Origin of the sequence: Chlamydia pecorum E58 (assembly GCF_000204135.1) — a bacterium.
GTDB lineage: Bacteria > Chlamydiota > Chlamydiia > Chlamydiales > Chlamydiaceae > Chlamydia > Chlamydia pecorum.
In genome coordinates this window covers 457,685-484,679 of record NC_015408.1, presented here as the reverse complement: position 1 = coordinate 484,679, position 26,995 = coordinate 457,685, and the positions used below count along the sequence as shown (strand labels likewise).

The window sequence follows — 26,995 nt, the reverse complement described above, 5'->3', positions numbered from 1 at the left end:
GTACTATAATACTATATGGATGTATCTCTAGCTTCGGATCAGATAAGTGCTAGTCTTGCTTTAGGAAAGCCTCTCCCTAAACATGTTGCGATTATTATGGATGGCAACCGAAGATGGCTTAAGCAACGTCGTCATCTTTGTTGCAAAGGGAAAACTTCTGGTCACTACTACGGGGTTCAGGTGCTTCCGAAGATTGTTTCTTCTGCGGTCACCTTGGGAATTAAAGTCCTAACACTTTTTGTGTTTTCTACTGAGAATTTTTCTCGCTCTCAGGAAGAGGTCAGAGAATTATTTTTACTGTTTCATTCTCAGTTGGGTAAACAACTTCCTTTTCTTATGAACCAGGGGGTCCGACTCCGTTGTATCGGGGATCTTTCAAAACTTCCTCAAAATATCCAAGAACAAATTACTCATGCAGAAAAGCAAACAGAAAACTCTTCTTGTCTAGAATTGGTCCTAGCTATTAATTACGGAGCTAAGGACGAATTAGTCCGCGCTTTTAAGAAACTTCATTACGACCTTACGCGCCAAAAAATCTCTTCCGAGGATCTCTCTGAGTCTCTAGTTGGGTCGTACTTAGACACTGCAGGCCTCTCAGATCCTGATTTATTGATTCGTACGGGAGGAGAAATGCGTGTGAGTAATTTTTTATTATGGCAAATAGCGTATACAGAACTATACGTTACGGAAGTTTTATGGCCAGATTTTACACCTCAGCATTTCATTGATGCAATTAAAGTCTATCAACAAAGATCTCGACGAGGAGGGAAATAGTGAGAGATAGATTGCCTAAAAAATTCAAACCTTTAGTTTATGGAGATCTTTTTCAACGTGTTGTCGTACACTCTCTCGTGCTTACCTTTCTTGTTCTCCTACTCTATAACTCATTAATCCCTCTAACCTCTTTGGTATTAGGATTTATTGTCGCAATCTGTAGCACTGTAGGGACATATGAGTACTCCACAATGGCATATGTGAAATGCCAATACCCTTTTAAAACCTATGCTTCCCTTGGTTCCTTTATTTTTATTGCCATGAGCTTCCCTACGATCCGCTGGAGTCACCTCCTCCCCGAATATGTTTCAGTCTTACCTTGGACTTTTCTATTAATTTGGCTAGTAATTAACATCTTCAAATCCCGAAAACTCTCTATAGGTCCTCTGTTTGTCTCTGGGATTACCTTATTTTCTATTCTCTATGTTGCTGTCCCTATCCGTTTGTTTCTTCGTATCCTTTATGGCTTTGTAAACTCTCCAGAGCCCTATTTAGGGGTATGGTGGGCATCCTTCCTTATTGCGACAACAAAAGGCGCAGATATTTTTGGCTATTTTTTCGGTAAGGGTTTTGGGAAAAGGAAAATTGCCCCTACCATTAGTCCAAACAAAACCATTACGGGTTTTGTGGCAGGATGTTTAGGAGCGACGTTAATTAGTCTAGTGTTTTTCTTCCAAACTCCTGAAAACTATATGAGTTACTTCCCTTATCCTGCATTGCTCATTCCCCTCGGAATGATTTTAGGGGTCTGTGGCTTTTTCGGAGATATCATAGAGTCCATGTTTAAACGTGATGCACATCTTAAAAATAGTAATAAAATCCAAGCGATTGGTGGGATGCTAGACACGTTAGATTCTCTTCTACTTTCTACGCCTTTAATTTATCTCTTTCTGCGCATCATAAACATCAAAGAGTTCTTAGGATGATTATCACTATAGATGGCCCTTCAGGAACAGGGAAAAGCACGATTGCCAAAGCCCTTGCAGATCGTTTAAATTTTAACTACTGCAATACAGGAGCTATGTATCGTACTCTGGCCTATGCGCGCTTACAAAAACCCTGGGACTCTCTTCCCTTGCATGCTTTTCTTGAAAATCCTCCCTTTTCCTTTACCTTCGCTACAGGACAACCCTTAAAAGCATTTTTCCAAAATCGACAACTGGGTTCTGAACTCACAACTCAGGAAGTTGCCAATGCTGCTTCGCAGCTTTCGCAATCTCCTGAAATTCGTAAGTTCATGCATCTTTTGCAAAGACGCTATGCACAATTGGGCAACTGTATTTTTGAAGGAAGAGATTTAGGCTCTAAAGTCTTCCCCAATGCAGACGTTAAGATCTTTCTTACTGCACATCCTGATGTGCGTGCACAAAGGCGCCTACGGGATCTTCCTGAGAATTCTTTATCTCAAGAGATGTTAAAAGTTGAGCTACTACAAAGAGATGCTGCAGATTCCCAACGTCTCCACGATCCTCTTGTTGTCCCTGAAAATGCCATCATTATTGACTCTTCGGATTTGACAATAAGCCAGGTTCTGGAGAAAATTTTGTCGGTATTATTTTCTTCTCAGCCATGATCTTTTATATTTGTAAATTTTTTACTCGAGTAGTCTTTTCTCTTCTGTATCGGTTAAAAACTTTTGGAGTAAAGAAGAACTTCATTCGCGGCCCAGCGATCATTGCAGCAAATCATAATTCCTTTTTAGACCCTGTAGCGCTTCAACTTTCCGTTTTTGGCTGTCTTCATCACCTTGCTCGCTCTACGCTCTTTGGCAACCGCTTCACTACTTGGCTTTGGAAACAATGGGCCTGTCATCCAGTTCATCGTGGCGGGGGCAACTCTGCAGCTCTTAGAATCTCTTGTCAGCTCCTTCATGAGGGGAAAAAGCTCGTGATCTATCCTGAGGGTGCGCGAAGTCCTGATGGAGAATTACAAGAGGGGAAAATTGGCATAGGGATGATCGTGATGAAAGCACGTGTTCCTGTGATCCCAGCATATGTTGGAGGGTCTTATGAAGCTTTTAGCCGTCATAGGAAATTCCCAAAAATTTGGAGAACAATCACTACAGTATTTGGGACACCTCTTTACTTTGATGACCTTTTTAATCATCCAAACCTTTCACATAAAGAAGCCTATAAACTTGCCACCGAACGCATCATGCAAAAAATTGCAGAGTTAAAAACATGGTATGAAGCCGGTTGCCATGGAGACATCCCATAAAATATGCACTCTCTCCTCTCAGAACTTTCAGTTTTATGTCACCAAGCGCTCTCTTTAGCCTTTCCGGAAGTGAAAGGATGGGAGCCTGAAGTTACTCCTTCTACAAAGGAGCTGTTTGGCCATTACCAGTGTAACGATGCTATGAAGCTTGCTCGTGTATTAAAACAAGCTCCTAGAAGTATTGCTGAAGCAATTGTCTCCCACCTCCCTCATAAGGAATTCTTTGATTCTATAGAAATTGCCGGCGCGGGATTTATTAACTTTACCTTTTCTTCTAAGTTTCTTACTGAGCGTCTCAACTCCTTTTCCTCTACCTTAGCTTCTGGTCTTCGCGTAGAACATCCGCAAAACATCGTTATTGACTTCTCCTCTCCAAATATTGCTAAGGATATGCATGTGGGCCATTTGCGTTCTACCATCATTGGAGAGTGCCTCGCTCGGATTCTCTCTTATGTAGGCAACTCGGTCCTACGTTTAAACCATATTGGAGATTGGGGAACAGCCTTTGGAATGCTGATCGCTTTTATTGAAGAGTCCCCTGAGGAAGCGAACTTAGACAACCTTAAAGACCTTACGGAGCTTTATAAGCGTGCCCATAAACGCTTTGCTGAAGAAGAGGCCTTTAAAAAACGCGCTCAGCAACGCGTAGTGGCATTGCAAGCACAAGAGCCTCAGGCCCTAGCGCTTTGGAAAAAGATCTGTGAGATCTCTGAAAAAGCTTTCCAGCAAATTTATGATATCTTAGACATTACCTTAGAAAAGCGAGGGGAGTCTTTCTACAATCCTTTTCTACCTGAAGTGATACAAGATTTAGAGAGCAAGCACCTTATTACGTTATCTGACAAAGCAAAGTGTGTGTTTCATGAGGGCTTTTCTATTCCCTTTATGGTGCAAAAAAGTGATGGGGGCTATAACTATGCTACGACAGATCTTGCAGCCATGCGCTACCGCGTTGAGCACGATCATGCAGAGAAAATCATCATCGTCACAGACCTCGGGCAGTCGTTACATTTCCAGCTTCTTGAAGCGACCGCAATCGCTGCGGGCTACCTCCATCCAGGGATGTTTTCCCATGTCGGTTTTGGCTTAGTCTTAGATGCTGAAGGGAAGAAGTTTAAAACCCGTTCTGGGGAAAATATCAAGCTTCAGGAGCTCCTTGATACTGCTATAGAAAAAGCTAGGGAAGCTTTACTCTCTCATCGTCCTGAAGTGACAGAGACTGAACTAGAAGAGCTTGCTCCTATTATTGGCATCAATGCCATTAAATATGCAGATCTCTCTTCGCACAGAGTGAGCGACTATATTTTTTCTTTCGAGAAGATGCTCCGCTTTGATGGCAATACAGCAATGTTTCTCCTGTATGCCTATGTAAGGATCCAAGGGATTAAGCGACGCTTACACCTTCAGGAACTCTCCTTATCTGGCCCTCTTAGTCTCCAAGATCCTGCGGAAGAGGCTTTAGCACTGTCTCTATTACGTTTCCCTGAAGCGCTACAACTCACCATTAAAGAACTCTGTCCCCATTTCCTTACGGAGTACCTCTACACCCTCACGCAGAAATTCAACAGGTTTTTCCGAGACTGTCATATTGAAGGCTCTCCACTTGAAAGCGAGCGTTTAACCCTATGTGCCTTAACAGAAAAAGTCCTAGCAACAGGGATGCATCTTTTGGGACTAAGGACCCTCTCCTACCTATAATGTGCTGTCTCTTTTGTAAACACCTGAATCTTTGCTCCTAAGCTCTGCAGTTTCTCGACCCAATTGTAATACCCACGATCCAATATATGGGCATTCTCTATTAAGGAAGATCCATGTTCTGCTACAAGCGCAGCCATAACATAGGCAAATCCTGCCCGAAGGTCAGGGATAGTAAGGTGGGCAGCACGTAATGGTGTAACTCCATAAATTACTGCGCTGTGGGGATAATTTCCCGTAGTGTATCGACAAGCTTTGGAACTCAGGCACTGATGAAACAGCTGACATTTTGCTCCCATCTGTTGTAGTCCCTTTAAATACCCTAAGCGATTTTCATGTACAGTTTCATGAATGACTGAGGAGCCCTCAGCTTGCGAGAGCAGTACAGCAAAAGGCTGCTGCCAATCTGTTAGGAATCCCGGATGCACATCGGTCTCTATAACAACTCCTCCCTGCAGAGGTTTTTCCTGGAAGAACTCTATTCCGGAATCTAAGATGGTAAACCCTCCACCTATAGAACGTAAAGTCTTCAAGAATGGGATCAGATGTTCTTGCTTAGCATCTCTTACAAAAACTCTTCCTCCCGTAAGGACTGCCGCCATCCCAAATGAGGCCGCCTCAATTTTATCTGGGATCATGGTATGCTCTACATCTCGAAGCCCTTCAGCACCAAAGATCTCGATTGTTCTATCGTTATCTGTGGTGATCTCTACACCGGCTTTTTGTAAGAATAATATAAGATCTAAGATCTCCACCTCCAAGGCGGCATTTTTGATAATCGTCCTCCCCTGCGCACAAGCGGAGGCTAAAATGAGATTTTCAGTAGCCCCAACAGAAGGATAAGGAAGATCGATGTATGCCCCTACGAGCCCCTTCTGAGCTTGGGCATAATACCCCCTAGCATCTAGGGAAACCTCAGCACCGAGTTTCCTCAAACCCTCAAGATGGAAGTTTACCATCCGCGCTCCTATAGCATCTCCTCCTAAAATCGGCACGCGAATCCCCTTGGGACATCTTGATAACAATGCCCCAAAAAGCAATATCGGGATTCTATTCACCTGGGAAAACACTGCCGGCACTTGAGAAACTCGAATCTCTGGAGTGTGGATCTCGATCACCTCAATATCCTTATCCCAATCCACCTCTGCCCCTAAGGACCTGCATAACTCCACTGTTAATCGTACATCCTCTATGTCGGGGACATTTCTTAAAACCGTCCTCTGCTGAGAAAGTAATGACGCAACTAACAACTTCGTCGTGGCATTTTTTGCTCCGGAAATTCTCACCTCCCCAAAAAGCTCTCCCCCTCCAAAGACCTCCGCTGTCAGCATCTCCTTATCTCCCATGTTGACTATCCTGTTAAAGAACTTAACGTTCTTTAAGGTTAATTCCAAGGAAACTTTTTTGAAACTAAAAAATTAATAATTAAAAACAAAGGTTATTAAAAACAAATTTCATCTTAAAAAGATAAAGAGAAATATAAAAATATTGTTTTAAAATTTAATTACAAAAACAAATTATTTTATTTTCTCTATAAACTATGACCTCTCCTATTAATGGCCCATCTATAACAACACAAATTACTTCAACAGAAACGACGACAACAACAACGACAGTTGGGTCTTTAGGGGAACATACCGTAACAACAAGTGCTACGGGTCAGCCAGAAACAACAGCCCAGACTACAGGTACAACAGCAGAAACAGTTATTTCTGATATTTCCAGTCAGGAAGGCTCTCCTAGTGAAGTCTTATTTTCATCAGAAAGAAGCATTTCAACAGAACCTCCAACAACAGGTGGAGCTGGAGCTTCTGCAGCTGCAACCCATACCTTGGGAATGCAAAGATTAAGACCTTCCTCAAGCTCTTCAAGTTCCTCCACTATTTCAAGTTCCGATGATGCAGGAGAGACCACATCAACCCAACAATCTCCAGATTTGGGAGACTTACAGGGCCTTCATGGATCTGAAAGGTCTGAAGGAACAATGGGAGCTGAAGGCCCTGGAGGATTACCAGAAACCGCAATTCCTCAATATGACCCTTCAAGCAAAGCATCTATTATTAATTTCCTAAAGAGTCCAGCTGTTCAACAGCGCATGCAAACTAAAGGTGGGCACTTTGTTTTTATAGATGAAGCGCGGAGCAGTTTTATTTTTGTAAGAAATGGAGACTGGAGCACAGCAGAATCTATAAAAATCACCAATGCAAAAACTGGCGAGAATATCACACAACCTAAAGATCTCGAAATGTGTGTCGCAAAATTTTGCGTGGCATATGAAACTATACAAAGTGACTGGGCAACAAATATCCAACCGAGAGTCTCGGAGCGTGCAGGGGGAGCTCAAGGAACTTACGATCACCTTATGCTAAGCTTTAAGTTCAAAACTGCCGTTCTTTATGGCCCTTGGAACTCTAAAGAATTAAGTTCTGATTATACACCATCAGTATGGCGTCGCGGAACTAAAGTTGACACAGGTCCGATCTGGAAAGACGTAGGTGGTCTCCAAGGAATTAATTGGAAAACAACACCTAAACCTGATTTTGATGATGCTAGCTTCACAAGAGAAACACCAGGTGCAGGGCAAAGCTCTGGAGCACCTGCACCATCACCATATGCAGCTCCTATTATTAATGTTAACCTTGGTGGTATCTCAACAAACGTTTCTGTTGGAGGCACAACAGCGACAACAACTGTCAATACTGGAGGGACAGCAAGTCAAACTGAAGAGACAGAAAGCACAACAACAGAGGAATCCAATAACAGCTTTGAAACAGCAAGTGAAGGAGACGATATAGAAACAGCAAGTACGTCTTCTGGAGGAACCATTGAAGAACCAACTCTGCATTATGAAGAGGAAGGAAATGGAGAAGACGACATGTCCCCTCCTCCTCCTCCTGGACCTCCACCAGCATCAAGCAGTGGCTCAGGAATTACTGGCATGTCAGGATCCACTCTCAAGGACGTTCTGAAAGCAGTTGCTGCTCATAACAAGGTTGTTTGGGGAGCAGACGGAGAACACATTTCAGGAGCTAACCAAGATCTAGGTACTGTTGTCCGCAATGCTGAGCATGGGATTTTTAATCAAACCGTTATACAAAATGGAGGAAATTCTGTTTCTGGAGCTGATCAAGGTGGTTCTGATGGGGGTGCCGGAGGAGCAAGCGGCTCCGGAGGAGGAAATAGAACAAGAGGCTCTGGTCAAGGAGAGGATGGCGTTGTTGATAATAGAGATCTCTTAGGGAAAATCCGCGCTCACCTCGATTCAGTATATCCTACAGAAAACCTTACGCCAGACGGAACCACACTGGGAGATATTATCAAAAATGAAGAGGGCAGCGGAGGAGCATCCGAGGGATTTGTCACAGCAAATCCACAAGCAGGCCCTGCACGAATGGCAACACGTGTAGTTCAAAATACAGGAACCTCAGAAACAGCTTCTTCTCAGCAAGCTACTGCTAGTTCTGGGACAGAGGAAGCGGCATCTTCATCAGGAGCGTCTGGATCCCAGAGTTCTTCGGACCCCAGCTCTGCAGGAAATGACACAGGAAGAACTCAACGGGGCGGAACAGGAGACGGAAGTCGCGTGAATACCTCTTCTACAACTTCTCGTATGGTAGGGAAACAATTCGAGAGTTCTCAAGATAACAGAGATCTCTTAGCAAAAATTCGTGCCCACCTCGATGCAGTATATCCTACAGAAAACCTTACGCCAGACGGAACCACACTGGGAGATATTATCAAAAATGAAGAGGGCAGCGGAGGAGCATCCGAGGGATTTGTCACAGCAAATCCACAAGCAGGCCCTGCACGAATGGCAACACGCGTAGTTCAAAATACAGGAACCTCAGAAACAGCTTCTTCTCAGCAAGCTGTGCCAAGTAGCAGTTCCTCACGACTACAACAAGCTTCCGAACGCCTTCAAGGTGCACTTGGAGACCCTGCAGGTCGCAGTACAAGAGCAGATCTACACAGTGCAGCGCGAGAAGTCGCAGATTCTTTAAGCACTATGGCAGGCATAGTTCGTCTGAATACTCCACCATCAGTACTCACATCAGATGATTCTTCTAGTACAGGAATGGGACTTTTAGCTGCAGCAAGAGATGTAGCGCAATCTCTGACTAAAACCTTAGATAATTTTAACTAGAGTTTCATCCCAAGAAGACGAACTACGCCATGTTATGATAGACCTCATCCACATCACTGACCTGCTCTAACCACTCAATAAGGGCAAGATTGGCCTTACCGTATTCTTCATTACAATCCACAAGGCGCAAAGGAAGATATATTAACTTATCTTCTACACAATGCACTCCCTGAGATAGGAGGTTTTCTTTCACAGCAGCAAGTTCTGTAGAATCGCAAATAACTAAAAAATGCTCCTCATCTTCATTATCAAGGTCCTCAGCTCCAGCATCTATAGCTTTCGCTAAGAGCTCTTCCTCTTTTATAGACGCTTTAGGAACATAGCAGGCTCCTTTTCTTGCAAAGTTGTAAAGTACACTCCCCGGCTCTACAAGAGACCCTCCTCGTTTGTTTACTGCTATGCGCATATCTGAAGCTGTGCGATTTTTATTATCTGTCATCGCCTCAACGATAATCCCCACACCACCATATCCATAAAGCTCATAGGTCACTTCCTCATAGGTATTCTGTTCTGCGGAAGAGGCTTTCTTGAGATTTCTTTCGATGTTTTCATTAGGGATATTATGATCTTTAGCTTTCTGTATAATCATACGCAAACGCGCATTAGTCTTTGCATCTGCACCGCCAAGCTTCACTGCAGAGATCAGCTCTTTAATAATACGGGAAAAGATCTTCCCCTTCTTGTGATCTGCACGTTCTTTCCTATGCTTTGTGTTCGCCCACTTGCTATGCCCTGCCATCTTCTCCCTAATTCCTAATTTATTTTCCTCGAAGTAATACCTTAATATGCGCCTTTTCCCATGCTACAGCACGCTCATACAAAGGGAAGCGCTGCTCATACTCCTTAAATTTCTTCCCATGAAAAATCGTCCTTCCCGATAAAGAATATTCTCTAGGAACTACACTATGCGCCATCTCATGATAGACAAGATACTCCATAAAAAACCGAGGGATCTCCTTTCTATCTAAAGACTTATGTATCCGAATTAACTGCTCATCCTCATGAAAACTCCCTAAAACCACTTTGCGCGCTCTTCCAGAACGAGTTCTACCAAACCACCCTATCCTCAAATTTAAAGCATTCTTAAACAACCTGCGATTAAGATCTTGATAGATCTCCTGTAAATCATATACCTCTCCTCGGGAGAAGTCGACAGGGAGCGCGGATCTTAATAGAAGTTTCTTAGAAGTGGTAGACGCAGGCATGAGATGATGGCGATATAAAGACTGGCGTAAAAGCTTATGTAGGTAGCCCCTAAAAATTTTAACAAAGACATCTTAGCTGGAAGAGTATACAGCAAACTCTTAAAAACGTGAACGTTTATAAATCCTTTTCCATGGTGATCTTTGCTAAATAGCCGAGTTCATCTTTGTAAAAGCGTCGTTGCCTTCCCACCTCGACAAATCCAAATCGTTGGTATAGAGAGATCGCAGGATTTTCCTCATACACTTCAAGATAGAGAACCTCAAGGTTAAAGCGGCTCTTTGCCAAATGGCAAAGATTATTCATTAAAGCGGTGCCGATGCCTTTATTTCTATAAGGCTCGCCAACAATAATAGAAATCAGAGCATGATGGGCAACCTTAATGTAGGGATTTAATATTAGAGTTGCCACACCTGCAACTTCTCCCTGATATACAGCTGTTAAACTGCTATGATAGCGATAAAAACTCACCCAAAAGTTCACAGCATCTCGAATTTCTGATTCTGTCTTTAAGGGAAATCCCCGGAGAATCTTGGGATCATTCAACCACTGCTGCATATACGTCCCATCCGTAGGGACGGTAAAACGAATCTCCAAGCCTGGGATCCCTGTCTTATGTTCTGTAGTCATAGGGCTTCTCCATATTCTGCTAGATACACCTTAATAAACTCATCTAAGAGCTCTCCATCCATCATAGCCTGGATGTTGCCGACCTCATATCCCGTGCGGACATCTTTAACAAGAGTATAAGGCTGAAAAACATAATTACGGATTTGTGAACCCCAAGCAATTTCTTTTTTATCTTTTCTTTCAAGAAGCCGGCGTTCTAAACGTTCCTGCAACTCCCTTTGATACAACCTCGCACGTAAGACCTTCATACAGCTCTCCCGATTTTGTAGTTGGCTGCGTTCATTTTGACACGAGACAACAATTCCCGTAGGGAGGTGGGTAATGCGTACAGCAGATTCTGTCACGTTGACATGCTGTCCCCCCGCTCCCGAAGAGCGAAATGTATCAATACGTAAATCATTAGGGAGAATCTCTATCTGAATCTGGTCATCCACTTCAGGGAAAACATCTACAGAAGCAAAGCTTGTGTGTCTCTTGGCATTGCTATCAAAGGGCGAGATTCTCACCAACCTATGCACACCACTCTCAGCCTTAGCATACCCATAAGCATACTCTCCTGTAAGCTTTAAGGTAATATGCTTGATCCCTGCAACCTCCCCATCTAAGCGATCTATCACATCAACTTTCCAATGATGTCTTGATGCCCAACGAGAATACATACGAAAGAGCATCTCTACCCAATCACAAGATTCCGTTCCCCCTGCACCTGCGTTTATGGAAAGAAAACAAGAATTTTTATCTACCTCTCCCGAAAGCAGCCTTTGGGTCTCCCATACTGCCAAGCAAGATTCACAAAAAGCAAATTCCTTTTCTAATTCCTTGCCTACCTCGGGGTCAGCACAAGCTTCATTATCGTTAAGAAAAAACTCAATTGTTTCTATTTTCTTCTGCAGCTCAGAATATTCGCTAAGCTGTCGCTTTAACGCGGCGATCTGCTCTGAGATCTTCCCCGCCTTAACCACATCCTCCCAAAAATTCTCTTGAGCGCTCTGTTTCTCTAGCTCCCGAAGGGTGGCTTCTTTCCCTTCCAAGTCAAAGAGACCTCCCTGCTAACGCAAATCCAGAACGAAGAGTTTCTAAACGTTTTTCTAAATTTTCCTGCATGGACACATACCTGAAACCGAATTCACGGGCATTCTAGGAAAGAACCCCTATAAAGTCAATTAACCCCTATTTCCTCTTAACATAAGGGACAAGATTTCCCCTTTAAAAACTAGACTTAGCACGAATTCTATGTTTTTTACTTTGACGAGAAACCTTCTTGAAAGATAAAAAAGTTGCGTCGAAGAGCTTAGGTCTCTTCTTACCACCTTTACTAGGAGTAACCAATGAGTCAAAAAAATAAAAACTCTGCTTTTATGCAACCTGTGAAAATTTCTTCTGAATTAGCAGTTATAGTTGGCGAGGGACCTATGCCAAGAACCGAAATCGTAAAAAAAGTCTGGGAATATATCAAAAAACATAATCTTCAAGATCCTAAAAATAAAAGAAACATTCTCCCCGACGCCAGCCTTGCTAAAGTATTTGGAACACACAATGCTATAGATATGTTCCAAATGACAAAAGCTATTTCTGCACATATAGTAAAGTAAATACTATAATCACATTTTAGAGATTCTAGCTTTAAATTTGCGTCTTCCTCGTTTTCTTATAACGAGGAAGTCTTTTTAATAGGGTGGCATTGTGTTACTTCCGCTTTCTTTATTTGCTGCACTTCCTTTGGGCATGTGCGCTTGGGCCTCCCTCATCGAACCAAACCTTCTTATCCCTTCTCATATTCCCTGGAAGCTTGGGAAAAAGTTCTCCTTCCTCTATGGATTCCGGATTGCCCATATCTCTGATCTGCACTTTTGCAAAAACTTCCCACAAAAATTCCTAAAAAAGATTTCCATGAAAATTAAGGAGTTTTCTCCAGACCTTATTGTTTTTTCTGGTGATCTTTTGTGCCGCGCACGCGTAGAAGATGGCGAACGCTTAAAGGCTTTCCTCAACACCCTAGAGGCTCCCATGGGGATCTTTGCCGTTCTTGGCAACCATGATTATGAAGCTTATCTCTCTCGCAATTGCAAAAGTGAAATCTCCGTTATCCCTCAAGAAAACAGTGCTCCCCTAAAGCGCGCATTTATTTCTATCATTCAGGCGTTTCTTCCCTCCTCCCCAAATCAATATGCCCCTAACCATACCCCACAACACCCCAACTCTCAACTCCTTACTCTCCTCCAAGACACCCCAGTTAGGGTTCTACACAACTCCTGCCATCTCATTCCTGACAAACTCAACATTGTCGGTCTGGGAGACCTGTTTGCTAAGCAGTTCTGCCCTGAGGATGCCTTTGCCCACTACAACCCAACCTTGCCAGGGCTTATCCTCTCTCACAATCCCGATACCGTCCCTATGCTTCTCCACTACCCCGGAGAGCTCATCCTTGCCGGCCACTCTCACGGCCCACAAATCTCCCTTCCTTGGCCAAAATTCGCAAAAAAAATTTTAGAAAGACTTTCAGGATTAGAGCACTTCCATTTTGCTCGAGGATCCTTTACTCTAGAAGGCAACAAACAGCTCTATGTAAATCGCGGCTTAGGAGGCTTAAAGAGAATTCGTTTCTTCTCTCCTCCGGAAGTATGCTTTATTCATTGCAATCATGATTAAGTGTTCGTTAATTCTACTCGGTGGGGGTCAAGGAAAGCGTTTCGGCTCCCCCCTCCCAAAGCAATACCACCCTTTCCGTGGACTTCCTCTAATTTTACACTCTCTAAACACTCTTATTCACGTCCCGCAGATACAAGAAATCATCGTTGTCTGCCATGAGAAGTTCCAAGAAGTTTTCCGAAATTACCCTGTCCTTTTCGCCACCCCTGGGGAACGTCGTCAAGACTCTGTGTCTTCTGGCCTTCAAAAAGTCTCCCATCCATGGACCTTGGTCCATGATGGAGCACGCCCTTTTGTCTACCTTGAAGAGATTTCTAAACTCCTTGAAGCATGTTTGCATAACGATAGTGTCGCTCTGGCATCCTCCCTGCCTTACGCGATTAAACAGCGCTCCCCAGTGAAAACCCTAGATCGCGAGGCTCTTGCTCTTGTCCATACACCCCAATGCGTAAAAACAGATGTCCTTAAGCAAGGGCTTCTTCTTGCCCAACAACGCAACCTTACCCTTGTCGATGATACGGAAGCTGCGGAAATCCTTAGTGTCCCGACAAAGCTGATCTTCGCTACGCATCCACAAATTAAAATCTCCTATCCTGAAGATCTCACCATAGCAAGCTCCCTAGCATGAAAAAAATCGTTCTTCTTCTTGCTTATCAAGGTACTGCCTACGCAGGCTGGCAACGGCAACCTCAGCATCTCACTATCCAAGAAGTCCTGGAAACCCTCTTTATGCCAATTCTACACTCCCGCGTTCCCATGGTAGCCTCAGGAAGGACAGACTCCGGCGTCCACGCCTACGGGCAGGTCGTGCACTTCTCCCTCCCTGACCACCCCCTAACTTCAGATCCTTGTAAACTTAAAAAGCTCCTAAACGCAAGACTCCCTAAAGATATTGTGGTACGCGATATTGCCCTTACAGATGCATCCTTCCATGCGCGATATTGCGCTATCGCTAAGGAATATCACTATACCCTCTCCAAAAACATAAAACCCCTCCCGTGGCAAAGAAACTTCAGCTATTCTCCTCCCCACCGCATCCGCGCAGATTTAATGCACCAAGGAGCACAATACCTTATTGGAACTCACGACTTTGCTTCTTTTGCCAATCTTGGAAGAGAATACACCTCTACAATAAGAACTCTCTACAAAGTAGCTATAGAAGAAACAGAACACACCCTCACCTTGATCTTTAAAGGCAACGGCTTTCTATATAAGATGGTAAGAAATCTTGTTGGGGCTCTCTTAGATATCAATAAGGGAGCCTATCCCCCTGAGCACATTTTGAACATGCTCAAAGAAAAAAACCGTAGAAAAGGGCCTCCTTCTGCTCCTGCGCATGCCCTATCCTTGCATCATGTGTGCTATCGTTCCCCTTATAACTTCTTCTGCACGCCACATTGCTGCATCAGCTCACAAAAAGACGTATAAAAGAAAAATTCCCGAGAAGCAAACTCAGGATAAGTTTCTTGAGAAAGTATAGCTAAGGGGCTCACCGCAACCATCGTCGCAGGAATAGAAGCTAATGCACGAAGGCCCTTTAAGGAATCCTCAAAGCCGACAATACGCGCTCCTTCAAAGGCAAAGCGCTGATAAGCATAGCGATAGCTATCCCCATAGGGCTTCGGGCGGGAATAACACTCCCGAGTGACCCAAAAAGAAAAAAGCTTAAATACTGCATGCTCCCTACGCAAACGCATGACAGCCTCCCCAGGGGAGTTCGTCACCACACCCAAAGGTCTCTCCAAAAAAGACAAACGTTCTAAGAACTCCTCTACTCCCGGCATGAGAGGAGGGACTCCGTGCACTAAAGAAGCCTCATAAATCTGATATCTCCTCTCGAAGATCTTTGCAAGGCACTCCCCAGCCTGAGGAAACTGCAAAACAAGCTCTCTGGAAAACTGCTCTCTTCCTAGGGAAGAATAGCGATAATACGTAGGGAAATCCCAAGGGATCTCCAAGGAAGTTTCTGTACAAGCTTCCAAAAACGCACGATAAAAGAGTGGTTCCGTATCTATCAATAATCCATCTAAATCAAAAAAGAATACGTGATAATCTTCTATATGCATATCATCCCTAGAAAAAGGCTACTATAAGGAATGGACCTCTTAAAAACAATTTTTTGTCTTAGCTTTCTTCCTCTTTTATCAAGCTGTTCCTCAAAAAACTCCTCTTCTTGTGAAACGCTTGCTGAGCGGATCTTCTCTCAAAAAGGATGTCCAGTCCTTCTCCACCCTCCTCAGGAAAAGCGCTCACCTCCGTGCTATCCTTGGCACCCCTATCCTAATCCCGTTCTAACACGGTATGCTTTTCTCTGTCAGGGAAGAGAAGCTTGTATAGAGACCCCCGAGGGGATTCTTTATGACTGTAACGGCTTCAACCACAGCCTTAAAGAAGAGAGGTTTAAAACCATCCATCCCAAACTTATCGAACTCTCAAGGAAATTACAACAGTCCTATCCTCGGCTCTCTATTGTCGAGGGGCTATGCTGCCAGAAGCACTTTCGCTTTCTACAAGCCTCTAAGAAATCCCCTTCGGAAAAACATCTCTCCGGCCATGCAGCGCTTATCACGATCCCTGAAGAGCTTTCCCTAGAGGATCTATGTAAAGCTCTCAAAGCTAAACACCCTATTAGAGATCTTAGGGACCCCTCAATCTTAGAAATTTCTGAAGCCCGTCTTTCTCTTTACAGAGAGGGGGACACAAGCTCCCTCCTTATAGAAATCTTGGACTCCTGATAAACCCTCTCGGAAATTTCTCTTGCCTTATTGCCTTAGAACCCTTACAGTTATGCCTCTGCTTTATGCCGGTGTGGCGGAATGGTAGACGCGGTAGACTCAAAATCTACTCTTAGCAATAAGGTGTTGGTTCGAGTCCGATCACCGGCATAGAGTTTCTCTTTTTTCAAGTTGCCAATAAATTGCTTTGTGGTTTTTTTAAAGAAAAGCTGTACAACAAAACTTTGGCTTCCTTATGAACGAAGATGCCCTTCTACTTTTATTGAGAAAAAAAAAGGGGCTCTTTCTTGCCATTCTCGATCTTACAGAGACTGAAGGAGCTTTATCTACTATAGAGCTTGAGCGGGTGTTAAAACAAAAAAAAACCCTACTCGCCTGTATTGATAAAATCGATCTTCAAATCCAAGAGTACCATTATAGCTTTCCCTCTCCCCTCCCTCAAGAACTCCAAGAGGAACTTGTTGAACTTCGCCAGGTAATTAAAAAAATCCTCGAAACAGATAAGCTCAATTACCTCCAAAGAAAAAAGGAACTCGGGCTATATGAATGACCAAGATTCCCTAAGTCCCTTATCTCTATCTTCTCCTGAGGAGCTTTTAGAAATCAAATCGCGAATTACGCAATCCTATAACGAAGCCAACACTATCCTAAAGTCTATTCCTGATGGGATCCTTCTCATCTCTCAAGAAGGAGAAATCCTGATCTGCAATTCCCAAGCAAAAGAGATTCTAGGAATTCCTGAAGATCTCGATATCCTAAAACAACCCTTCTCTACCGTCTTCCCCGATACCTTCTTTGGCTTTTCTCTCCAGCAAGCACTTGATTCTTTTCCTGTTCCGAAAACCTTGCGTCTTTCCCTACGCCATGATGCGATCGAAAAAGAAATCGAACTCTTCGTAAGGAAAAACGAAAGTAATGGCTATCTCTTTATACAAATCCGCAATAGCTCCGAATATAAACAGTTAGAGAGCGCCATAGAAAGATACAAAAATATTGCAGAGCTAGGGAAAATGACCGCCACCTTAGCCCACGAAATCCGCAATCCCTTAACTGGCATTGCGGGATTTGCCTCCCTTCTTCAAGAAGAGCTCTCCTCCCCCCGTCATCAAAGAATTCTTGCTTCCATTATCTCGGGGACCCGCTCTCTAAATACTCTAGTCTCCTCCATGCTAGAATACACAAAATCCCAACCGCTAAATCTCAAAACCGTAGATCTTCAAGAGCTCTTCTCTTCTCTTATCCCCTCACTATCCGTCGCTTATCCCTCCTGCATTTTCACTCGAGACTCCTCTCTCCCTCTCCTACGCTCTATAGACCCTGACCGTATTCTGAGCGCCATCTGGAATCTCGTCAAAAATGCCTTCGAAGCAAGCGAATCTACCATTACCGTCTCTCTCCTTGCGTCTGGAGACATTTCCGTATCCAACCCTGGAGAACTCTCCACAGATGTCAAAGAAAAACTCTTCACACCCTTCTTCACAACTAAAGTTCATGGACATGGCTTAGGTCTTGCAGAAGTACAGAAAACTATGCGACTGCATGGAGGAGAAGTGTTCGTGGAATCAAAAGCCTCTAAGATCACCTTCATATTGAAACTCCCCCCCTCCTAACTAGATCCTTAGGATTCCTTAGGCTCCTTCCTAGGATACTTCTTCCTACAATGCGCAACATAGGCTTCTATCCCCATCTCTCGCGCTTGAAGAATTTCTTCAGCATGTACTGGATGAGAGAATGTCGTAAAGGACCTTTCCAAGGTTAGCGCTTGTACCATCTCGACAAGCGCTTCCCAATCTAGATTCCCACAGTGAGTGTAGTCCAAACACCCTAAAGGCCGAGAGCTTCCATCTACAGACCCCACCCCACCCAAAGCTAAAGGAACGGCTCCAGAAAAGCACGAAACAGTCTTGAGAAACTTAACTTCCTCTTCTTTCAACTGATGGAAGCATCCTCCTTCATTAAAATGGAACCTGCGCATACAAGACAACAGTGTAGGATAATACTTATCTTTATTGGTACAGGGAACCCCAGGATGGGTATTCTGCAACCAGCGTGTCGCACACAACACAGCTTTTGCAAGACGTGCATTTTCTTTGTAAAACCCATCGAAAATTTCTCTGCAGTCAAACCCTGAAGGATGTTTTTTGATCTCTTCCTCAACTTTCTGGGACAAGCTTACCACCTCATCCAAGGACATGGCCCCCAACAAAGAAAGAAGAAATGTGCGCATATAAAGAAAGTTAAGCTTCTCTTCTTTTTGTTGTTGTGATGTTTCTTTTTCGGCTTCCTCTTCAATACACACCCCTGGAAGCAAAAAGCTACATGAAACCTGGCACCCTAAAGCACAAAAAAATCTCGGAGAAGCATAGGCTAAGATCTTCATAACATCGCCAGAGAGGATCTCTGCCTTGCATTCCCTCTTAATATAGGGGGAATACCTAACAATGTGTTCCCCAGCACAAAGTAGAGCCTCAGAATGACTCGACGCAGCAGTCTCTTGAGACTCTCGTAATAACTTCTCCAAATTCCGGACTTCCTCTCTCAACCTTTGGGATTCCTTCTCATAACCTTCACGATTCTTCTCTAGTTTTTCTTTTTCTATCTTCCAGACATCACAAGCTTTTTTGTATTTCTCCTGTAAAGCTGTAAGCTCCTTTTGAGCTAAGAGCCTTTCTTTTTCCTTCTGTTCCAGTGCTTTCTTCATCGAAGAAAGTTTTTTCTGCAAATCCTCATTGACATTAGAAAACGCAAGATTTTCCTTTTCCAATCTTTCTATTTCCAGAAGCAAGCTGTGGTTCTCTTCTATTTTAGGAAAATGTGACTCTAAGACTTGCTCATATTGCAGAAGAAGAGCTTCTGCATCCATGGCTACCTGTGAAGTACTCTCCAGTTCCCCATCTAAAGAGAGCAACTCTTTCTTCAATAGCACTATTTGCTGCTCTAAGTGCTGAGCATTTTCTAAAGATGCCGCTAAATCCTCTTCCGTATGATTGAATACTGTCTGAAGGGCCTGCAAGGCAAATGTCGTGCTGTTAAGTTCTTCCGTTAACTGCTCAATGGTAGCGGAGTGACTTGATGATACCTCAGAGAGTTTCTCTTGTAGTACCTGTATCTCCTTTTCTAAAGCTTGATTTTTTTGCTGTAAGGACAAAAAATCACATTTTAACTCAGCAAGATTCTTCTCTAAAGAAGACTTTTGCATACAGACATTTTCATAATTTTCTTTAAATTTTACTGTCTCCTCCTGAAACTCCTTATTCTTCTCTAACTCCTTTTGCAGCCCGAGCACCTGCTGCTGAAACTCTTGCAAAGCATCTTGCAACCCTCCCTTTTCTATGCTCTGATCTTCAAGCTTTTTACGGAGGTTATTCATTTTGGAATATAATAGTTTCTCCAAAGTCCCTTTTCTTATAATCGCTGCCTCCAAAGCCTTCTTATTTTCCTCCATCACCCCCTCAATCACTCGAACCTTCTGCTTCTGTTCCGCTTTCTTAATCTTCAGTTTGGCGACCTTCTCAAGCAAGCTCGTGTACTTCTCCTTATATTCACGATACAAAACCCATTTTTCTGAAGACTCTTCCTCCAGATCACGAAGCCTCTTATGGATCTCCCTTAATGATTTTCTCGTCTTCTCCTCGTTCCTATCGATCCCCAAAAGCTCATCGTTTATCCTCTCGACTTTCTGAAGCAATATTCCCTGCTCACGAATCAATGTATCCACTTGTCTCCGGGTCTCCTCACAAAATCCCTCAGCTCCCTTAAGCTCCTGATGAATCCTCTGCAACTGTTTCGAAGAAATCCCATATCTTCTGTGAATCTCGCAAAGCTCTCCAGAAAGTTCTTTCCTGCGCTCCTTGCAACTACGAAGCTCTTGCAAATACAAGTCCCTGCTCTGCTGCAGCTTGGCGATCTCCTCCTCCTTATCCGCCCCCTCTGCAAAGATAGGCCCTTCATATACGCGATAAAGCCTTTCCAGCTCTTCCGCAACCCTACTTTGCATCTCCCGAAATTCTACAAGCTTAAAAAGAATCTCTCCCCTTCCTGTAGACTCCGTAAGTTTGCGATACAGCCCCAGCTCACGACGACGCAACTCCCTGTCAAATTTCCCTAGCTGCAGTTCCTTCTCACGAATAAAGTTCTCTATATCCACCTCACGATCAAAGCCAAGCTCCTGCAAAGCCTTGATGCGTGTCTTCTCCAATAACGTCCGCAACTGCTCCTGCAGCTCTTCAATAAGAGGATCTTCAGCAACAGCAACCCTAGGAACCCGACAGCATTCAAAAAAACATAACACGCCACTCAAAAGAAATAACGCCACCCCAACAAGGATCACGCCAAGAACAAAAGCATAAGAAAGATTCATAACTCCAGAAAGAGCCAATACCCCGCCCACAATAAAAAGCGCGGAAAGACAAACCATCGCAATCTTAATCATATTGCGAGCACACGTACAAGATGCCTGTGTTACTTCTCCTCTTTCTAAAGGAGTTAAGGGAGAAAATATTTCAAAAGAACTCGCCATTTTTCCACTCAAAAAAAAATTTGAAAATGTGTGTAAGCAAAATAATCGTTGGTATGCTTAAGAGAAAGGAGAAAAACGTATCTGGTATATTTTTTATGAACTCTTTGCCTCCATTTTTCACATGAAGTAAAAAGGCAAAGAAAGCTCAAAGGAAGGTTCATGAGTATAGAGCATATTCTTATTATAGACGATGATCCTCTTCTTCAAGAGTTTCTCTTTGAGCTCTTATCCTCCCGAGGCTATTTCCCCTCAGTAGCTGAAAATATCTCCATAGCGAAGAAAAAGATCAAAGCAAACCGTTATGATCTTATTATTTCCGATATGAACATGCCCGATGGAACGGGAATGGATGTGATTCATCTCACAAAGCAGCGCTCTCCAAGAACGCCGATTCTTATGATTACAGCCTATGGCTCCATAGAAAACGCAGTGGAAGCCATGCGCCAGGGGGCCTTTAATTACCTAACAAAGCCGTTCTCCTCAGAAGCCCTCCTTGCCTTCATCTCAAAAGCCGAAGAGCTACAAAACCTTGTTCAAGAAAATCTCTTTTTAGCCTCCCAAACGACAACGAGCTCCTACCCTCTCATTGCCGAAAGCCAAGTGATGAAAAATCTTCTTGCCAAAGCAAAGAGAGCCGCCCAAAGCTCCGCGAATCTCTTTATTCACGGGGAATCAGGATGCGGAAAAGAAATCCTCTCATTTTTTATTCATACGAACTCCCCAAGAGCACACCGCCCCTATATCAAAGTCAACTGCGCAGCAATCCCAGAAACACTCTTAGAATCTGAATTCTTCGGACACGAAAAAGGTGCTTTTACAGGAGCAACAACAAAAAAAGCCGGTCGCTTTGAGCTGGCTCATAAAGGAACTCTCCTCCTTGATGAAATTACAGAGATCCCCCTGAACCTCCAAGCCAAACTCCTAAGAGCTATCCAAGAAAAAGAATTTGAACATCTCGGAGGAACAAAAACTGTTTCCGTAGATGTTCGCATCCTCGCCACCTCTAACCGCGACCTTAAAGAGGCCATCCAAGAGAAAATCTTCCGTCAAGATCTCTATTACCGCCTGAATGTGATCCCTCTCTACCTCCCTCCATTAAGAGAACGTAAAGATGACATCCTACCCCTAGCAACCTACTTCCTAAAGAAATTCTGCCACCAAAATAATGCGCCAGCAAAGACTCTCTCCTCAGAAGCAAAAAAACTCCTTATCGAATACCCTTGGCCCGGGAATATCCGCGAGCTCTCCAATGTTTTGGAGCGCGCTGTAATCTTAGAAAGCAGCACTTCCCTGACGAAGGAAATGCTCTCCTTAAACTAAGGAGTTTTACTTGAGTTTCTCAAGATTATCTGATAAGCTTGCGAGACTCTCTTACGCACCGATAGCTCAATTGGATAGAGTACCTGGCTTCGGACCAGGTGGTTAGAGGTTCGAGCCCTCTTCGGTGCGTTATGCCTTTCCCTGAAAAAAGCTATTCCCTTTATAATAAATTTAGGAGATCTCTTTTTTCTTCATTCTTTTTTATGTTCAGCAATTTAGGGAGTCTTAATGAAACCAAAAAGACGCACAAAAGCTTCATCTAAGGAACTTCCTCAAGTTCAGGTGGAGATTACCGGAAGGTCGTTTCATGTTTCTAAGCCTTTAAAACAGCTAATTTTAGAAAAAAGCCAACAGTTGCCCCTCTCGGCTTTTGTACATGTGGTGATCTCCTCCCACAAGGACAAGCAAGGGACAGAAGTACATATCGTGCTCTCTAAAGGCAAGGAGACGATACAAGTGAAGGTCTTCCATCCCAATGTCTATACAGCAGTGATTCAGGCATTTAAAAAGATCCGTACAGGATGTAGCAAGCTACAGCTAAAAAAACACGATCGTATCAAGCACCGCCATAGTCTCGCAGAAGAAGAGCTCCTTTGCATAGAAAAAGAAGACGAAAGTATTGAGAACTTTGAAGAGGAGTGGCTTCCTTTTACCCCAATGGATGCTTGGGACTCTCTGAAAAACTTCGGTCACGTCCTTACAGCTGCAAAAAAGAAAGTCTCCAAGAAAAAAACTACGATCCCTATGCTATCTGAACAAGAGGCTATTCAGAAATTGGCCTCCTCTAAAGAAGCCGCTCTTCTCTTTCTAAATGAACAAGAAAATAAGATCCAATGCGTCTATAAACAGCACAACGGCACCTATGTCCTCATTGACCCCACCCTCAGAAGAAATTCTCTCCCCTAAAAAAGATCCCTCCTTTGAAACAAAGCTATTTGACCCAATCCGCAATAAAGCTTTAGAGTGTACGCCTGAAGAGAGAGTCCGCCAAGACTTGCTTTTTCTCCTTATTCATAAGCTCAACTACCCTGAGCACCTCCTCATCGTAGAGAAGGAACTTAGAACTCTCTTTCCCCTTCTGGCTAGGAAAAGGGCGCGCCTTCCCAGGCGTCGCCCAGATATTCTTGTCATCACGCCCAAAACCTATACAGATCCTACAGGAGAAACTTTCCATCTTGGCGAACCCAAACCCCTGTTACTGATAGAATGCAAAGCGCAAGTGATAAACCAAAATACACTCATCCAATTGCTTAGCTATAACTACATTATTGGTGCTAGCTGCTTAGCAATCGCAAGTAAAAAAAAACAACTTACAGGATTTTTAAACCCTAAAACACAAAATTTAGACTTTTATCCCGGTCTTCCGGAATATTCTCAGCTTCTACGTTATTACTGCTCCTTAAACACCTTAGCTCCACAGCCTTAAACTCTAACCCTATGCGCACTTTCACCTCCGGAATAGTTCTGCAAAACACTCCCTTCGGGAAAAACCATCTTCTCGTGACACTCTTCTCCCCAGGGGGACTCCTAAAGTTCTTTGCAAAACAAGGGCTATCCTTAAACTGCACTTACCGCGATGCCCTACAACCTCTTGTCTTCGGAAACTACACCTTAAGGGGAAGCTCAGCAAAAACCCGCACCCTCATAGAAGGAGAAGTTCGTTACGACTTCCCAGAGCTAAAGCAAAGCTATTCCCTCCTGCATGCAGGAGGGAAAATGATCCAAGCTGTGCTCTCCTCACAATGGAACGAAAAGCCCTCTCCAGAGCTCTTCTCCCTCTTGTTCAATTTCCTCTACCGCCTCCACAAAAGCCAAAATCCTGATTTTTTCGCTGCGATCTTTCTTCTCAAGCTCCTACAATACGAGGGAATCCTGGACCTTTCACCCTCATGTTCTCTGTGTAACACCCCACTAATCGATACCACATGCTACCGCTATCAAGGACAAAAATTATGCAAAAAACACGCTCCCCAAGAAGCCATTACCCTAGATAAAGATGAAGAACATATTCTCCAAGCTATTATCTATGCGAAGCATTTCCAAGAGCTTCTGCAACTCGCAGACTTTCCCATAGCGATTACAGAAAAAATTTCTTTTATGTTTGAAACCTCTTTGCATAAAGAGACACACTTAGCGCAAGGAGATCGTGCCTCCAGAACTTTTCACATGAAACACTAATGTAATCGGAGACGTCCCAACGGAAGAGTTGTGATAAGTCTTATGCCATACGCCTCGTCCCGAACGAATCAAGTCCCCCTCTACCAAAACCTTTCCCTGTAATGTGGTGGTAGTATGAACAATGACACCGACATCTCTAGGAAGAACTAAAGAAATCGGCTGCTTTTCATTGCAAATGAAGATGGTAGAATTCTGAAACCACTTCCCGCGAAAATCCATATCCATCTGGCAGGTCGTACATGAAATATGTATCGAGGTCAAACTCGGATACTCACCTTTAAAATCTGCATGTAAATAACCAAAAGAGCCCAGATAAGAAATTGTTTCTAGCTTGGGAAAATTGCCAGTAACATCAAACTTGACATGTTTTTTTCTCTGCGCATGTATTTTCATTGTTTCCATATCGGGGAACTCCCCAGAAAAATTTAATTTATGCACATAAAATGTCTCTTCTTCAGAGACATAATGAGGAACAGCATAAGCCACATTCCCTAACAGAAACATCCCCATGAAAATACAACACAAAGCTCTCAACAGTGACCTCGTCATTACCAATACACAAACACACATCTTAAGAAAAAAATAGAAGAAAAAGAAGTGCTCTCGCGCACTATATGCGAAAGAGGGGACTCGAACCCCTAAGGAAAGCTCCACTACCACCTCAAGATAGCGCGTATACCAATTCCGCCACTTCCGCAAAAGAAATAAGACAATAAGCTTACTGAGGTTCTTCCCTTTACCTCAAGAAAAAAAAGTTTTCCACAGAGAAAAAATCCTGTATACTGGGAAGCAAAATGCAAAGAAAAGACACGAGATGCGTTGCGCAGCATACTGTACAGCTTCCCACTATAATCTACATATCCTCTTTCACTTACTAAAGCCGCGCTTTACTACGGTACTATCTCGAGAATATGTGATGACCTCTAGTGAGGACTCTTTAGATCAAATTTCGGTCTTTTTCCCTTACGGCGTTGCGGTGTTTTGGGGATGGGAAGAAGATGAAGAACATAAGCTCTTACAAACCATCATTCCTGCCTCACCAGAAATCCTCCCCCAACCAGAAATTGACTGTTACAACTTTTTCTATGGAGATAAATTACAAATCCGCAGAGACCGCCTTATTCTTGCAGACACAACATTAAATACAAAACTTGCGATTTCCTTTGGCTTAGCGCAATCTGTCAAGCTTACTTTCTTTGAAGAAACAATTTACAAAACTATAGAAGATTCTAAAAAACTCCCTCAAGATCTTGCCGCTAAAGGGAAAATCTCCATGCCCCGAAAAGCAATCGCAAAAAAAATCGGCAAGCTCTTCCTAGACAAAGCTACAGTAAACCTCCATTCAGACATTCTCGATGAACCTGATTTCTTTTGGGAACATCCCAAAACGCAACCGATTTACCTCGATGTTCTTAGCTGCCTAGATATTGACTCCCGTATTAATGTTCTCAATCACAGGCTCACTATTCTAGGGGACGTTTTAGAGATCCTAAATGACCAGCTCAATCACCAACATACCTCCTCTTTAGAATGGACCATCATTTATCTCATTATGATAGAAGTCTCCGTAGCTCTACTTAAAGATGTTTTCAATGTGTTTTAAACTTAGAAAAGCCCTGCTCTATTGTGCACTCTCTCTTATTCGTGTGTATCAATGGACTGTCTCCCCTCTTCTTGGCAACTCTTGTAGATTTTTCCCTTCATGCTCCCACTATGCCCTACAAGCCCTTCATACCCACGGACTTCTATATGGCCTTTGGCTCACCCTAAAAAGACTAGGGAAATGCGCTCCCTGGCATCCCGGAGGAATTGACCTCGTCCCTATGACGACTTTGGAGGAAGCTTTAGAACCTTCCCAGGCAACAAGCGATGATGTGACAGCTGATTCCTCCGCATCAACTCCTCAATAGATACCCCCTCTCTACGAGAAATTACCCAAAGGGAATCTCCCTCCTTCACTATATACTCCCGAAAAAGAGAGTTCTCCTCCACAGGAGGAGAGTTCTGAGACAATTCCGGTTGCTCTCGAGGGGTTTGAGCATAGCGAGAAAGAAATTCTTGACACTTAGGAAACCCACGAGGAAGCAAACAAAGTATTTTCTGAACATCTTCATTTCGAAACTCATGTAAGATCGCCTCTGAATCATGCTCTAGCAAAAGCAGTGCAGCTAAAGGCTCTTCCCTATAGACATAGGCCAACAGAACCTCTTGACGCTCCTTCTCAGAGATTGCAGAAAAGCGCTTCTCCGAAGAACATAATGAAAAAAATACCTCGCTGCCACCACGAATGACCATCCTAGCCAAAGAAGCCACAGAGATCTCCCGATCTGCACCAGCCAAAAGGGTCCGCAAATAAAGAAACTCTGGAGTGTGGCAAAAACTATATAAGCATTCCTCATCTACCTTACCCTCCCCTAAAGAACTGGCAACTCTCTTAAATAAACCGCGAGAAGTAAACGGGAATTTCCTTAAGGAAAGATACTGTACTACCCCAGGGAACTCCTGCTCTTTCACATTGGGAAGCAGCCAAGTACGCGTCTGATCCTGAAGCTCTGTAAATGTCAGCTCGTGAGATAACGCAGGAGAAATATCCACATCAAACTCCTGAATTGCTACACTTAATGCCCAAAGCTTTACAGGATAGCCAAAAACAAAACGCTCTTCAGAAAAAAAAGAAGAAAGCTCCTGAAAAGTAGAAGTCGCAAGCTGGTGCAAAAAATTTTCTGGAATCTGCGCTTTATAGCGGTTTTTCGCAATCAAGGGACCTGAAAATAAACACAGTTTATAAATGTCTTTTCGAAAGATGACAGAATAAAATAACAAAAGAAACAAAACATTCAGCCCAAGACTTAAGACTAAAACCTGTCTAAGCCTTGTTACCTGCTTTCTTGCAGTCATGTAAACTCCATGCTGTTTGTTCCCTAAGGATTA

At 43.4% G+C, this 26,995-nt stretch carries 27 protein-coding genes, 3 tRNA genes and 1 pseudogene; 21 read left to right on the top strand and 10 right to left on the bottom strand.

The features are described 5' to 3' along the window. The first annotated feature begins 15 nt into the window (after nt 1–15). Genes G5S_RS02245 through argS form a run of 5 tightly spaced genes read left to right on the top strand, consistent with a single transcriptional unit; the run spans nt 16 to nt 4,689 of the window. Nucleotides 16–774: an isoprenyl transferase gene (locus tag G5S_RS02245; protein WP_013712555.1), complete on the top strand. Its 759-nt coding sequence runs from the start codon at nt 16–18 to the stop codon at nt 772–774. After that, complete coding sequence (locus G5S_RS02240; protein WP_013712554.1) at nt 774–1,700, top strand: phosphatidate cytidylyltransferase; 927 nt, start codon at nt 774–776, stop codon at nt 1,698–1,700. The genes G5S_RS02245 and G5S_RS02240 overlap by 1 nt, the downstream gene beginning before the upstream one ends. Continuing rightward, nucleotides 1,697–2,347, top strand: coding sequence for a (d)CMP kinase (gene cmk, locus G5S_RS02235; protein WP_013712553.1), 651 nt, complete (start codon nt 1,697–1,699; stop codon nt 2,345–2,347). The genes G5S_RS02240 and cmk overlap by 4 nt, the downstream gene beginning before the upstream one ends. Continuing rightward, nucleotides 2,344–2,991: a lysophospholipid acyltransferase family protein gene (locus G5S_RS02230; RefSeq protein WP_013712552.1), complete on the top strand. Its 648-nt coding sequence runs from the start codon at nt 2,344–2,346 to the stop codon at nt 2,989–2,991. The genes cmk and G5S_RS02230 overlap by 4 nt, the downstream gene beginning before the upstream one ends. Before the next feature lie 3 nt (nt 2,992–2,994). Continuing rightward, entirely contained in the window at nt 2,995–4,689 is a 1,695-nt protein-coding gene (gene argS / locus G5S_RS02225; RefSeq protein ID WP_013712551.1) for an arginine--tRNA ligase, read from the top strand. Here the strand turns inward: argS and murA are convergent. Next, the gene (gene murA, locus G5S_RS02220; protein ID WP_013712550.1) at nt 4,680–6,017 is read right to left on the bottom strand and encodes a UDP-N-acetylglucosamine 1-carboxyvinyltransferase; all 1,338 of its coding nucleotides are present in this window, start codon (nt 6,015–6,017) and stop codon (nt 4,680–4,682) included. The two genes, argS and murA, sit on opposite strands and share 10 nt — an antisense overlap. 209 nt (nt 6,018–6,226) lie before the next feature. Here murA and tarP point away from each other — a divergent pair. Continuing rightward, nucleotides 6,227–8,761 (top strand): annotated as a pseudogene (gene tarP, locus G5S_RS02215) (type III secretion system actin-recruiting effector Tarp); the annotation flags it as partial. Between the two features lie 91 nt (nt 8,762–8,852). Here the strand turns inward: tarP and G5S_RS02210 are convergent. The 4 genes from G5S_RS02210 to prfB all read right to left on the bottom strand — a co-directional run bounded on the left by G5S_RS02210 (nt 8,853) and on the right by prfB (nt 11,767). Beyond that, nucleotides 8,853–9,569 (bottom strand): YebC/PmpR family DNA-binding transcriptional regulator, encoded by a 717-nt coding sequence (locus G5S_RS02210; RefSeq protein WP_013712548.1) that lies wholly within the window; start codon nt 9,567–9,569, stop codon nt 8,853–8,855. A gap of 19 nt (nt 9,570–9,588) precedes the next feature. Continuing rightward, the gene (locus tag G5S_RS02205; RefSeq protein ID WP_080556998.1) at nt 9,589–10,035 is read right to left on the bottom strand and encodes a SprT-like domain-containing protein; all 447 of its coding nucleotides are present in this window, start codon (nt 10,033–10,035) and stop codon (nt 9,589–9,591) included. A 115-nt stretch (nt 10,036–10,150) separates the two neighbouring features. Beyond that, nucleotides 10,151–10,663 (bottom strand): GNAT family N-acetyltransferase, encoded by a 513-nt coding sequence (locus G5S_RS02200; protein ID WP_013712546.1) that lies wholly within the window; start codon nt 10,661–10,663, stop codon nt 10,151–10,153. Beyond that, nucleotides 10,660–11,767, bottom strand: a protein-coding gene (prfB, locus tag G5S_RS02195; RefSeq protein WP_148290532.1) for a peptide chain release factor 2 whose coding sequence is annotated in 2 segments (ribosomal slippage) — nt 10,660–11,704 and nt 11,703–11,767 — 1,110 coding nt in all. Because the reading frame shifts where the segments join, the coding sequence is not laid out codon by codon here. Before prfB ends, G5S_RS02200 begins: the two co-directional genes overlap by 4 nt. Before the next feature lie 224 nt (nt 11,768–11,991). On the opposite strand from prfB, the gene G5S_RS02190 reads away from it, so the two are divergent. The 4 genes from G5S_RS02190 to truA all read left to right on the top strand — a co-directional run bounded on the left by G5S_RS02190 (nt 11,992) and on the right by truA (nt 14,740). After that, on the top strand, nt 11,992–12,255 hold the full coding sequence (locus G5S_RS02190; protein WP_013712544.1) for an SWIB/MDM2 domain-containing protein: 264 nt from the start codon (nt 11,992–11,994) through the stop codon (nt 12,253–12,255). 91 nt (nt 12,256–12,346) lie between these two features. Continuing rightward, nucleotides 12,347–13,312 carry a UDP-2,3-diacylglucosamine diphosphatase LpxG gene (lpxG, locus tag G5S_RS02185; RefSeq protein WP_013712543.1) on the top strand — a complete coding sequence of 322 codons (966 nt, stop codon included), beginning with the start codon at nt 12,347–12,349 and terminating at the stop codon, nt 13,310–13,312. Beyond that, nucleotides 13,305–13,940 (top strand): 2-C-methyl-D-erythritol 4-phosphate cytidylyltransferase, encoded by a 636-nt coding sequence (ispD, locus tag G5S_RS02180; RefSeq protein ID WP_013712542.1) that lies wholly within the window; start codon nt 13,305–13,307, stop codon nt 13,938–13,940. The genes lpxG and ispD overlap by 8 nt, the downstream gene beginning before the upstream one ends. After that, nucleotides 13,937–14,740 carry a tRNA pseudouridine(38-40) synthase TruA gene (gene truA, locus G5S_RS02175; protein ID WP_013712541.1) on the top strand — a complete coding sequence of 268 codons (804 nt, stop codon included), beginning with the start codon at nt 13,937–13,939 and terminating at the stop codon, nt 14,738–14,740. Before ispD ends, truA begins: the two co-directional genes overlap by 4 nt. Here truA and G5S_RS02170 read toward each other — a convergent pair. Then, entirely contained in the window at nt 14,686–15,378 is a 693-nt protein-coding gene (locus tag G5S_RS02170; RefSeq protein ID WP_013712540.1) for an HAD family hydrolase, read from the bottom strand. The two genes, truA and G5S_RS02170, sit on opposite strands and share 55 nt — an antisense overlap. Nucleotides 15,379–15,408: 30 nt before the next feature. On the opposite strand from G5S_RS02170, the gene G5S_RS02165 reads away from it, so the two are divergent. The 4 genes from G5S_RS02165 (at nt 15,409) to G5S_RS02150 (ending at nt 17,657) form a co-directional block, all read left to right on the top strand. After that, nucleotides 15,409–16,047, top strand: a complete 639-nt coding sequence (locus G5S_RS02165) for a hypothetical protein (RefSeq protein ID WP_013712539.1) — start codon at nt 15,409–15,411, stop codon at nt 16,045–16,047. A 67-nt stretch (nt 16,048–16,114) separates the two neighbouring features. After that, nucleotides 16,115–16,197, top strand: a tRNA-Leu gene (locus G5S_RS02160). Between the two features lie 85 nt (nt 16,198–16,282). After that, nucleotides 16,283–16,597, top strand: coding sequence for a hypothetical protein (locus G5S_RS02155; protein WP_013712538.1), 315 nt, complete (start codon nt 16,283–16,285; stop codon nt 16,595–16,597). After that, nucleotides 16,590–17,657, top strand: coding sequence for a two-component system sensor histidine kinase NtrB (locus G5S_RS02150; RefSeq protein ID WP_013712537.1), 1,068 nt, complete (start codon nt 16,590–16,592; stop codon nt 17,655–17,657). The genes G5S_RS02155 and G5S_RS02150 overlap by 8 nt, the downstream gene beginning before the upstream one ends. 8 nt (nt 17,658–17,665) lie before the next feature. Here the strand turns inward: G5S_RS02150 and G5S_RS02145 are convergent, their stop codons facing one another. Next, nucleotides 17,666–20,566, bottom strand: coding sequence for a coiled-coil domain-containing protein (locus G5S_RS02145; protein WP_041467010.1), 2,901 nt, complete (start codon nt 20,564–20,566; stop codon nt 17,666–17,668). 159 nt (nt 20,567–20,725) lie between these two features. On the opposite strand from G5S_RS02145, the gene G5S_RS02140 reads away from it, so the two are divergent. From G5S_RS02140 to recO, 5 genes are all read left to right on the top strand, one after another. Beyond that, nucleotides 20,726–21,886, top strand: a complete 1,161-nt coding sequence (locus G5S_RS02140; protein ID WP_013712535.1) for a sigma-54-dependent transcriptional regulator — start codon at nt 20,726–20,728, stop codon at nt 21,884–21,886. Between the two features lie 55 nt (nt 21,887–21,941). After that, nucleotides 21,942–22,015, top strand: a tRNA-Arg gene (locus tag G5S_RS02135). A 99-nt stretch (nt 22,016–22,114) separates the two neighbouring features. Continuing rightward, complete coding sequence (locus G5S_RS02130; RefSeq protein WP_013712534.1) at nt 22,115–22,792, top strand: HPF/RaiA family ribosome-associated protein; 678 nt, start codon at nt 22,115–22,117, stop codon at nt 22,790–22,792. Further along, entirely contained in the window at nt 22,749–23,312 is a 564-nt protein-coding gene (locus tag G5S_RS02125; RefSeq protein WP_013712533.1) for a type I restriction enzyme HsdR N-terminal domain-containing protein, read from the top strand. The genes G5S_RS02130 and G5S_RS02125 overlap by 44 nt, the downstream gene beginning before the upstream one ends. Nucleotides 23,313–23,323: 11 nt before the next feature. Then, nucleotides 23,324–24,064 (top strand): DNA repair protein RecO, encoded by a 741-nt coding sequence (gene recO, locus G5S_RS02120; protein WP_013712532.1) that lies wholly within the window; start codon nt 23,324–23,326, stop codon nt 24,062–24,064. Here recO and G5S_RS02115 read toward each other — a convergent pair. Continuing rightward, the gene (locus G5S_RS02115; RefSeq protein ID WP_042280527.1) at nt 24,017–24,574 is read right to left on the bottom strand and encodes a hypothetical protein; all 558 of its coding nucleotides are present in this window, start codon (nt 24,572–24,574) and stop codon (nt 24,017–24,019) included. The two genes, recO and G5S_RS02115, sit on opposite strands and share 48 nt — an antisense overlap. Nucleotides 24,575–24,679: 105 nt before the next feature. Then, a tRNA-Leu gene (locus G5S_RS02110) sits at nt 24,680–24,761 on the bottom strand. Between the two features lie 117 nt (nt 24,762–24,878). Here G5S_RS02110 and G5S_RS02105 point away from each other — a divergent pair. Together G5S_RS02105 and yidD are read left to right on the top strand one after the other, a co-directional pair. Beyond that, nucleotides 24,879–25,667 (top strand): RMD1 family protein, encoded by a 789-nt coding sequence (locus G5S_RS02105; protein ID WP_013712531.1) that lies wholly within the window; start codon nt 24,879–24,881, stop codon nt 25,665–25,667. Then, nucleotides 25,657–25,974 (top strand): membrane protein insertion efficiency factor YidD, encoded by a 318-nt coding sequence (gene yidD / locus G5S_RS04965; protein WP_080556996.1) that lies wholly within the window; start codon nt 25,657–25,659, stop codon nt 25,972–25,974. Before G5S_RS02105 ends, yidD begins: the two co-directional genes overlap by 11 nt. On the opposite strand, the gene G5S_RS02100 is transcribed toward yidD, so the two are convergent. After that, entirely contained in the window at nt 25,886–26,962 is a 1,077-nt protein-coding gene (locus G5S_RS02100; RefSeq protein WP_013712529.1) for a LysM peptidoglycan-binding domain-containing protein, read from the bottom strand. The two genes, yidD and G5S_RS02100, sit on opposite strands and share 89 nt — an antisense overlap. Nucleotides 26,963–26,995 lie beyond the last annotated feature (33 nt).

Bases quoted from the DNA above. Each gene is read 5' to 3' on its own strand.
- G5S_RS02145 (WP_041467010.1), bottom strand. From the start codon at position 20,566: ATGGCGAGTTCTTTTGAAATATTTTCTCCCTTAACTCCTTTAGAAAGA.
- ispD (WP_013712542.1), top strand. From the start codon at position 13,305: ATGATTAAGTGTTCGTTAATTCTACTCGGTGGGGGTCAAGGAAAGCGT.
- G5S_RS02140 (WP_013712535.1), top strand. From the start codon at position 20,726: ATGAGTATAGAGCATATTCTTATTATAGACGATGATCCTCTTCTTCAA.
- G5S_RS02115 (WP_042280527.1), bottom strand. From the start codon at position 24,574: ATGGGGATGTTTCTGTTAGGGAATGTGGCTTATGCTGTTCCTCATTAT.
- G5S_RS02190 (WP_013712544.1), top strand. From the start codon at position 11,992: ATGAGTCAAAAAAATAAAAACTCTGCTTTTATGCAACCTGTGAAAATT.
- G5S_RS02150 (WP_013712537.1), top strand. From the start codon at position 16,590: ATGAATGACCAAGATTCCCTAAGTCCCTTATCTCTATCTTCTCCTGAG.
- G5S_RS02230 (WP_013712552.1), top strand. From the start codon at position 2,344: ATGATCTTTTATATTTGTAAATTTTTTACTCGAGTAGTCTTTTCTCTT.
- murA (WP_013712550.1), bottom strand. From the start codon at position 6,017: ATGCTGACAGCGGAGGTCTTTGGAGGGGGAGAGCTTTTTGGGGAGGTG.
- G5S_RS02170 (WP_013712540.1), bottom strand. From the start codon at position 15,378: ATGCATATAGAAGATTATCACGTATTCTTTTTTGATTTAGATGGATTA.
- cmk (WP_013712553.1), top strand. From the start codon at position 1,697: ATGATTATCACTATAGATGGCCCTTCAGGAACAGGGAAAAGCACGATT.
- G5S_RS02200 (WP_013712546.1), bottom strand. From the start codon at position 10,663: ATGACTACAGAACATAAGACAGGGATCCCAGGCTTGGAGATTCGTTTT.
- G5S_RS02210 (WP_013712548.1), bottom strand. From the start codon at position 9,569: ATGGCAGGGCATAGCAAGTGGGCGAACACAAAGCATAGGAAAGAACGT.
- G5S_RS02105 (WP_013712531.1), top strand. From the start codon at position 24,879: ATGCGTTGCGCAGCATACTGTACAGCTTCCCACTATAATCTACATATC.
- G5S_RS02155 (WP_013712538.1), top strand. From the start codon at position 16,283: ATGAACGAAGATGCCCTTCTACTTTTATTGAGAAAAAAAAAGGGGCTC.
- G5S_RS02100 (WP_013712529.1), bottom strand. From the start codon at position 26,962: ATGACTGCAAGAAAGCAGGTAACAAGGCTTAGACAGGTTTTAGTCTTA.
- argS (WP_013712551.1), top strand. From the start codon at position 2,995: ATGCACTCTCTCCTCTCAGAACTTTCAGTTTTATGTCACCAAGCGCTC.
- yidD (WP_080556996.1), top strand. From the start codon at position 25,657: ATGTGTTTTAAACTTAGAAAAGCCCTGCTCTATTGTGCACTCTCTCTT.
- G5S_RS02125 (WP_013712533.1), top strand. From the start codon at position 22,749: ATGTCCTCATTGACCCCACCCTCAGAAGAAATTCTCTCCCCTAAAAAA.
- G5S_RS02165 (WP_013712539.1), top strand. From the start codon at position 15,409: ATGGACCTCTTAAAAACAATTTTTTGTCTTAGCTTTCTTCCTCTTTTA.
- G5S_RS02130 (WP_013712534.1), top strand. From the start codon at position 22,115: ATGAAACCAAAAAGACGCACAAAAGCTTCATCTAAGGAACTTCCTCAA.
- truA (WP_013712541.1), top strand. From the start codon at position 13,937: ATGAAAAAAATCGTTCTTCTTCTTGCTTATCAAGGTACTGCCTACGCA.
- recO (WP_013712532.1), top strand. From the start codon at position 23,324: ATGCGCACTTTCACCTCCGGAATAGTTCTGCAAAACACTCCCTTCGGG.
- G5S_RS02205 (WP_080556998.1), bottom strand. From the start codon at position 10,035: ATGCCTGCGTCTACCACTTCTAAGAAACTTCTATTAAGATCCGCGCTC.
- G5S_RS02245 (WP_013712555.1), top strand. From the start codon at position 16: ATGGATGTATCTCTAGCTTCGGATCAGATAAGTGCTAGTCTTGCTTTA.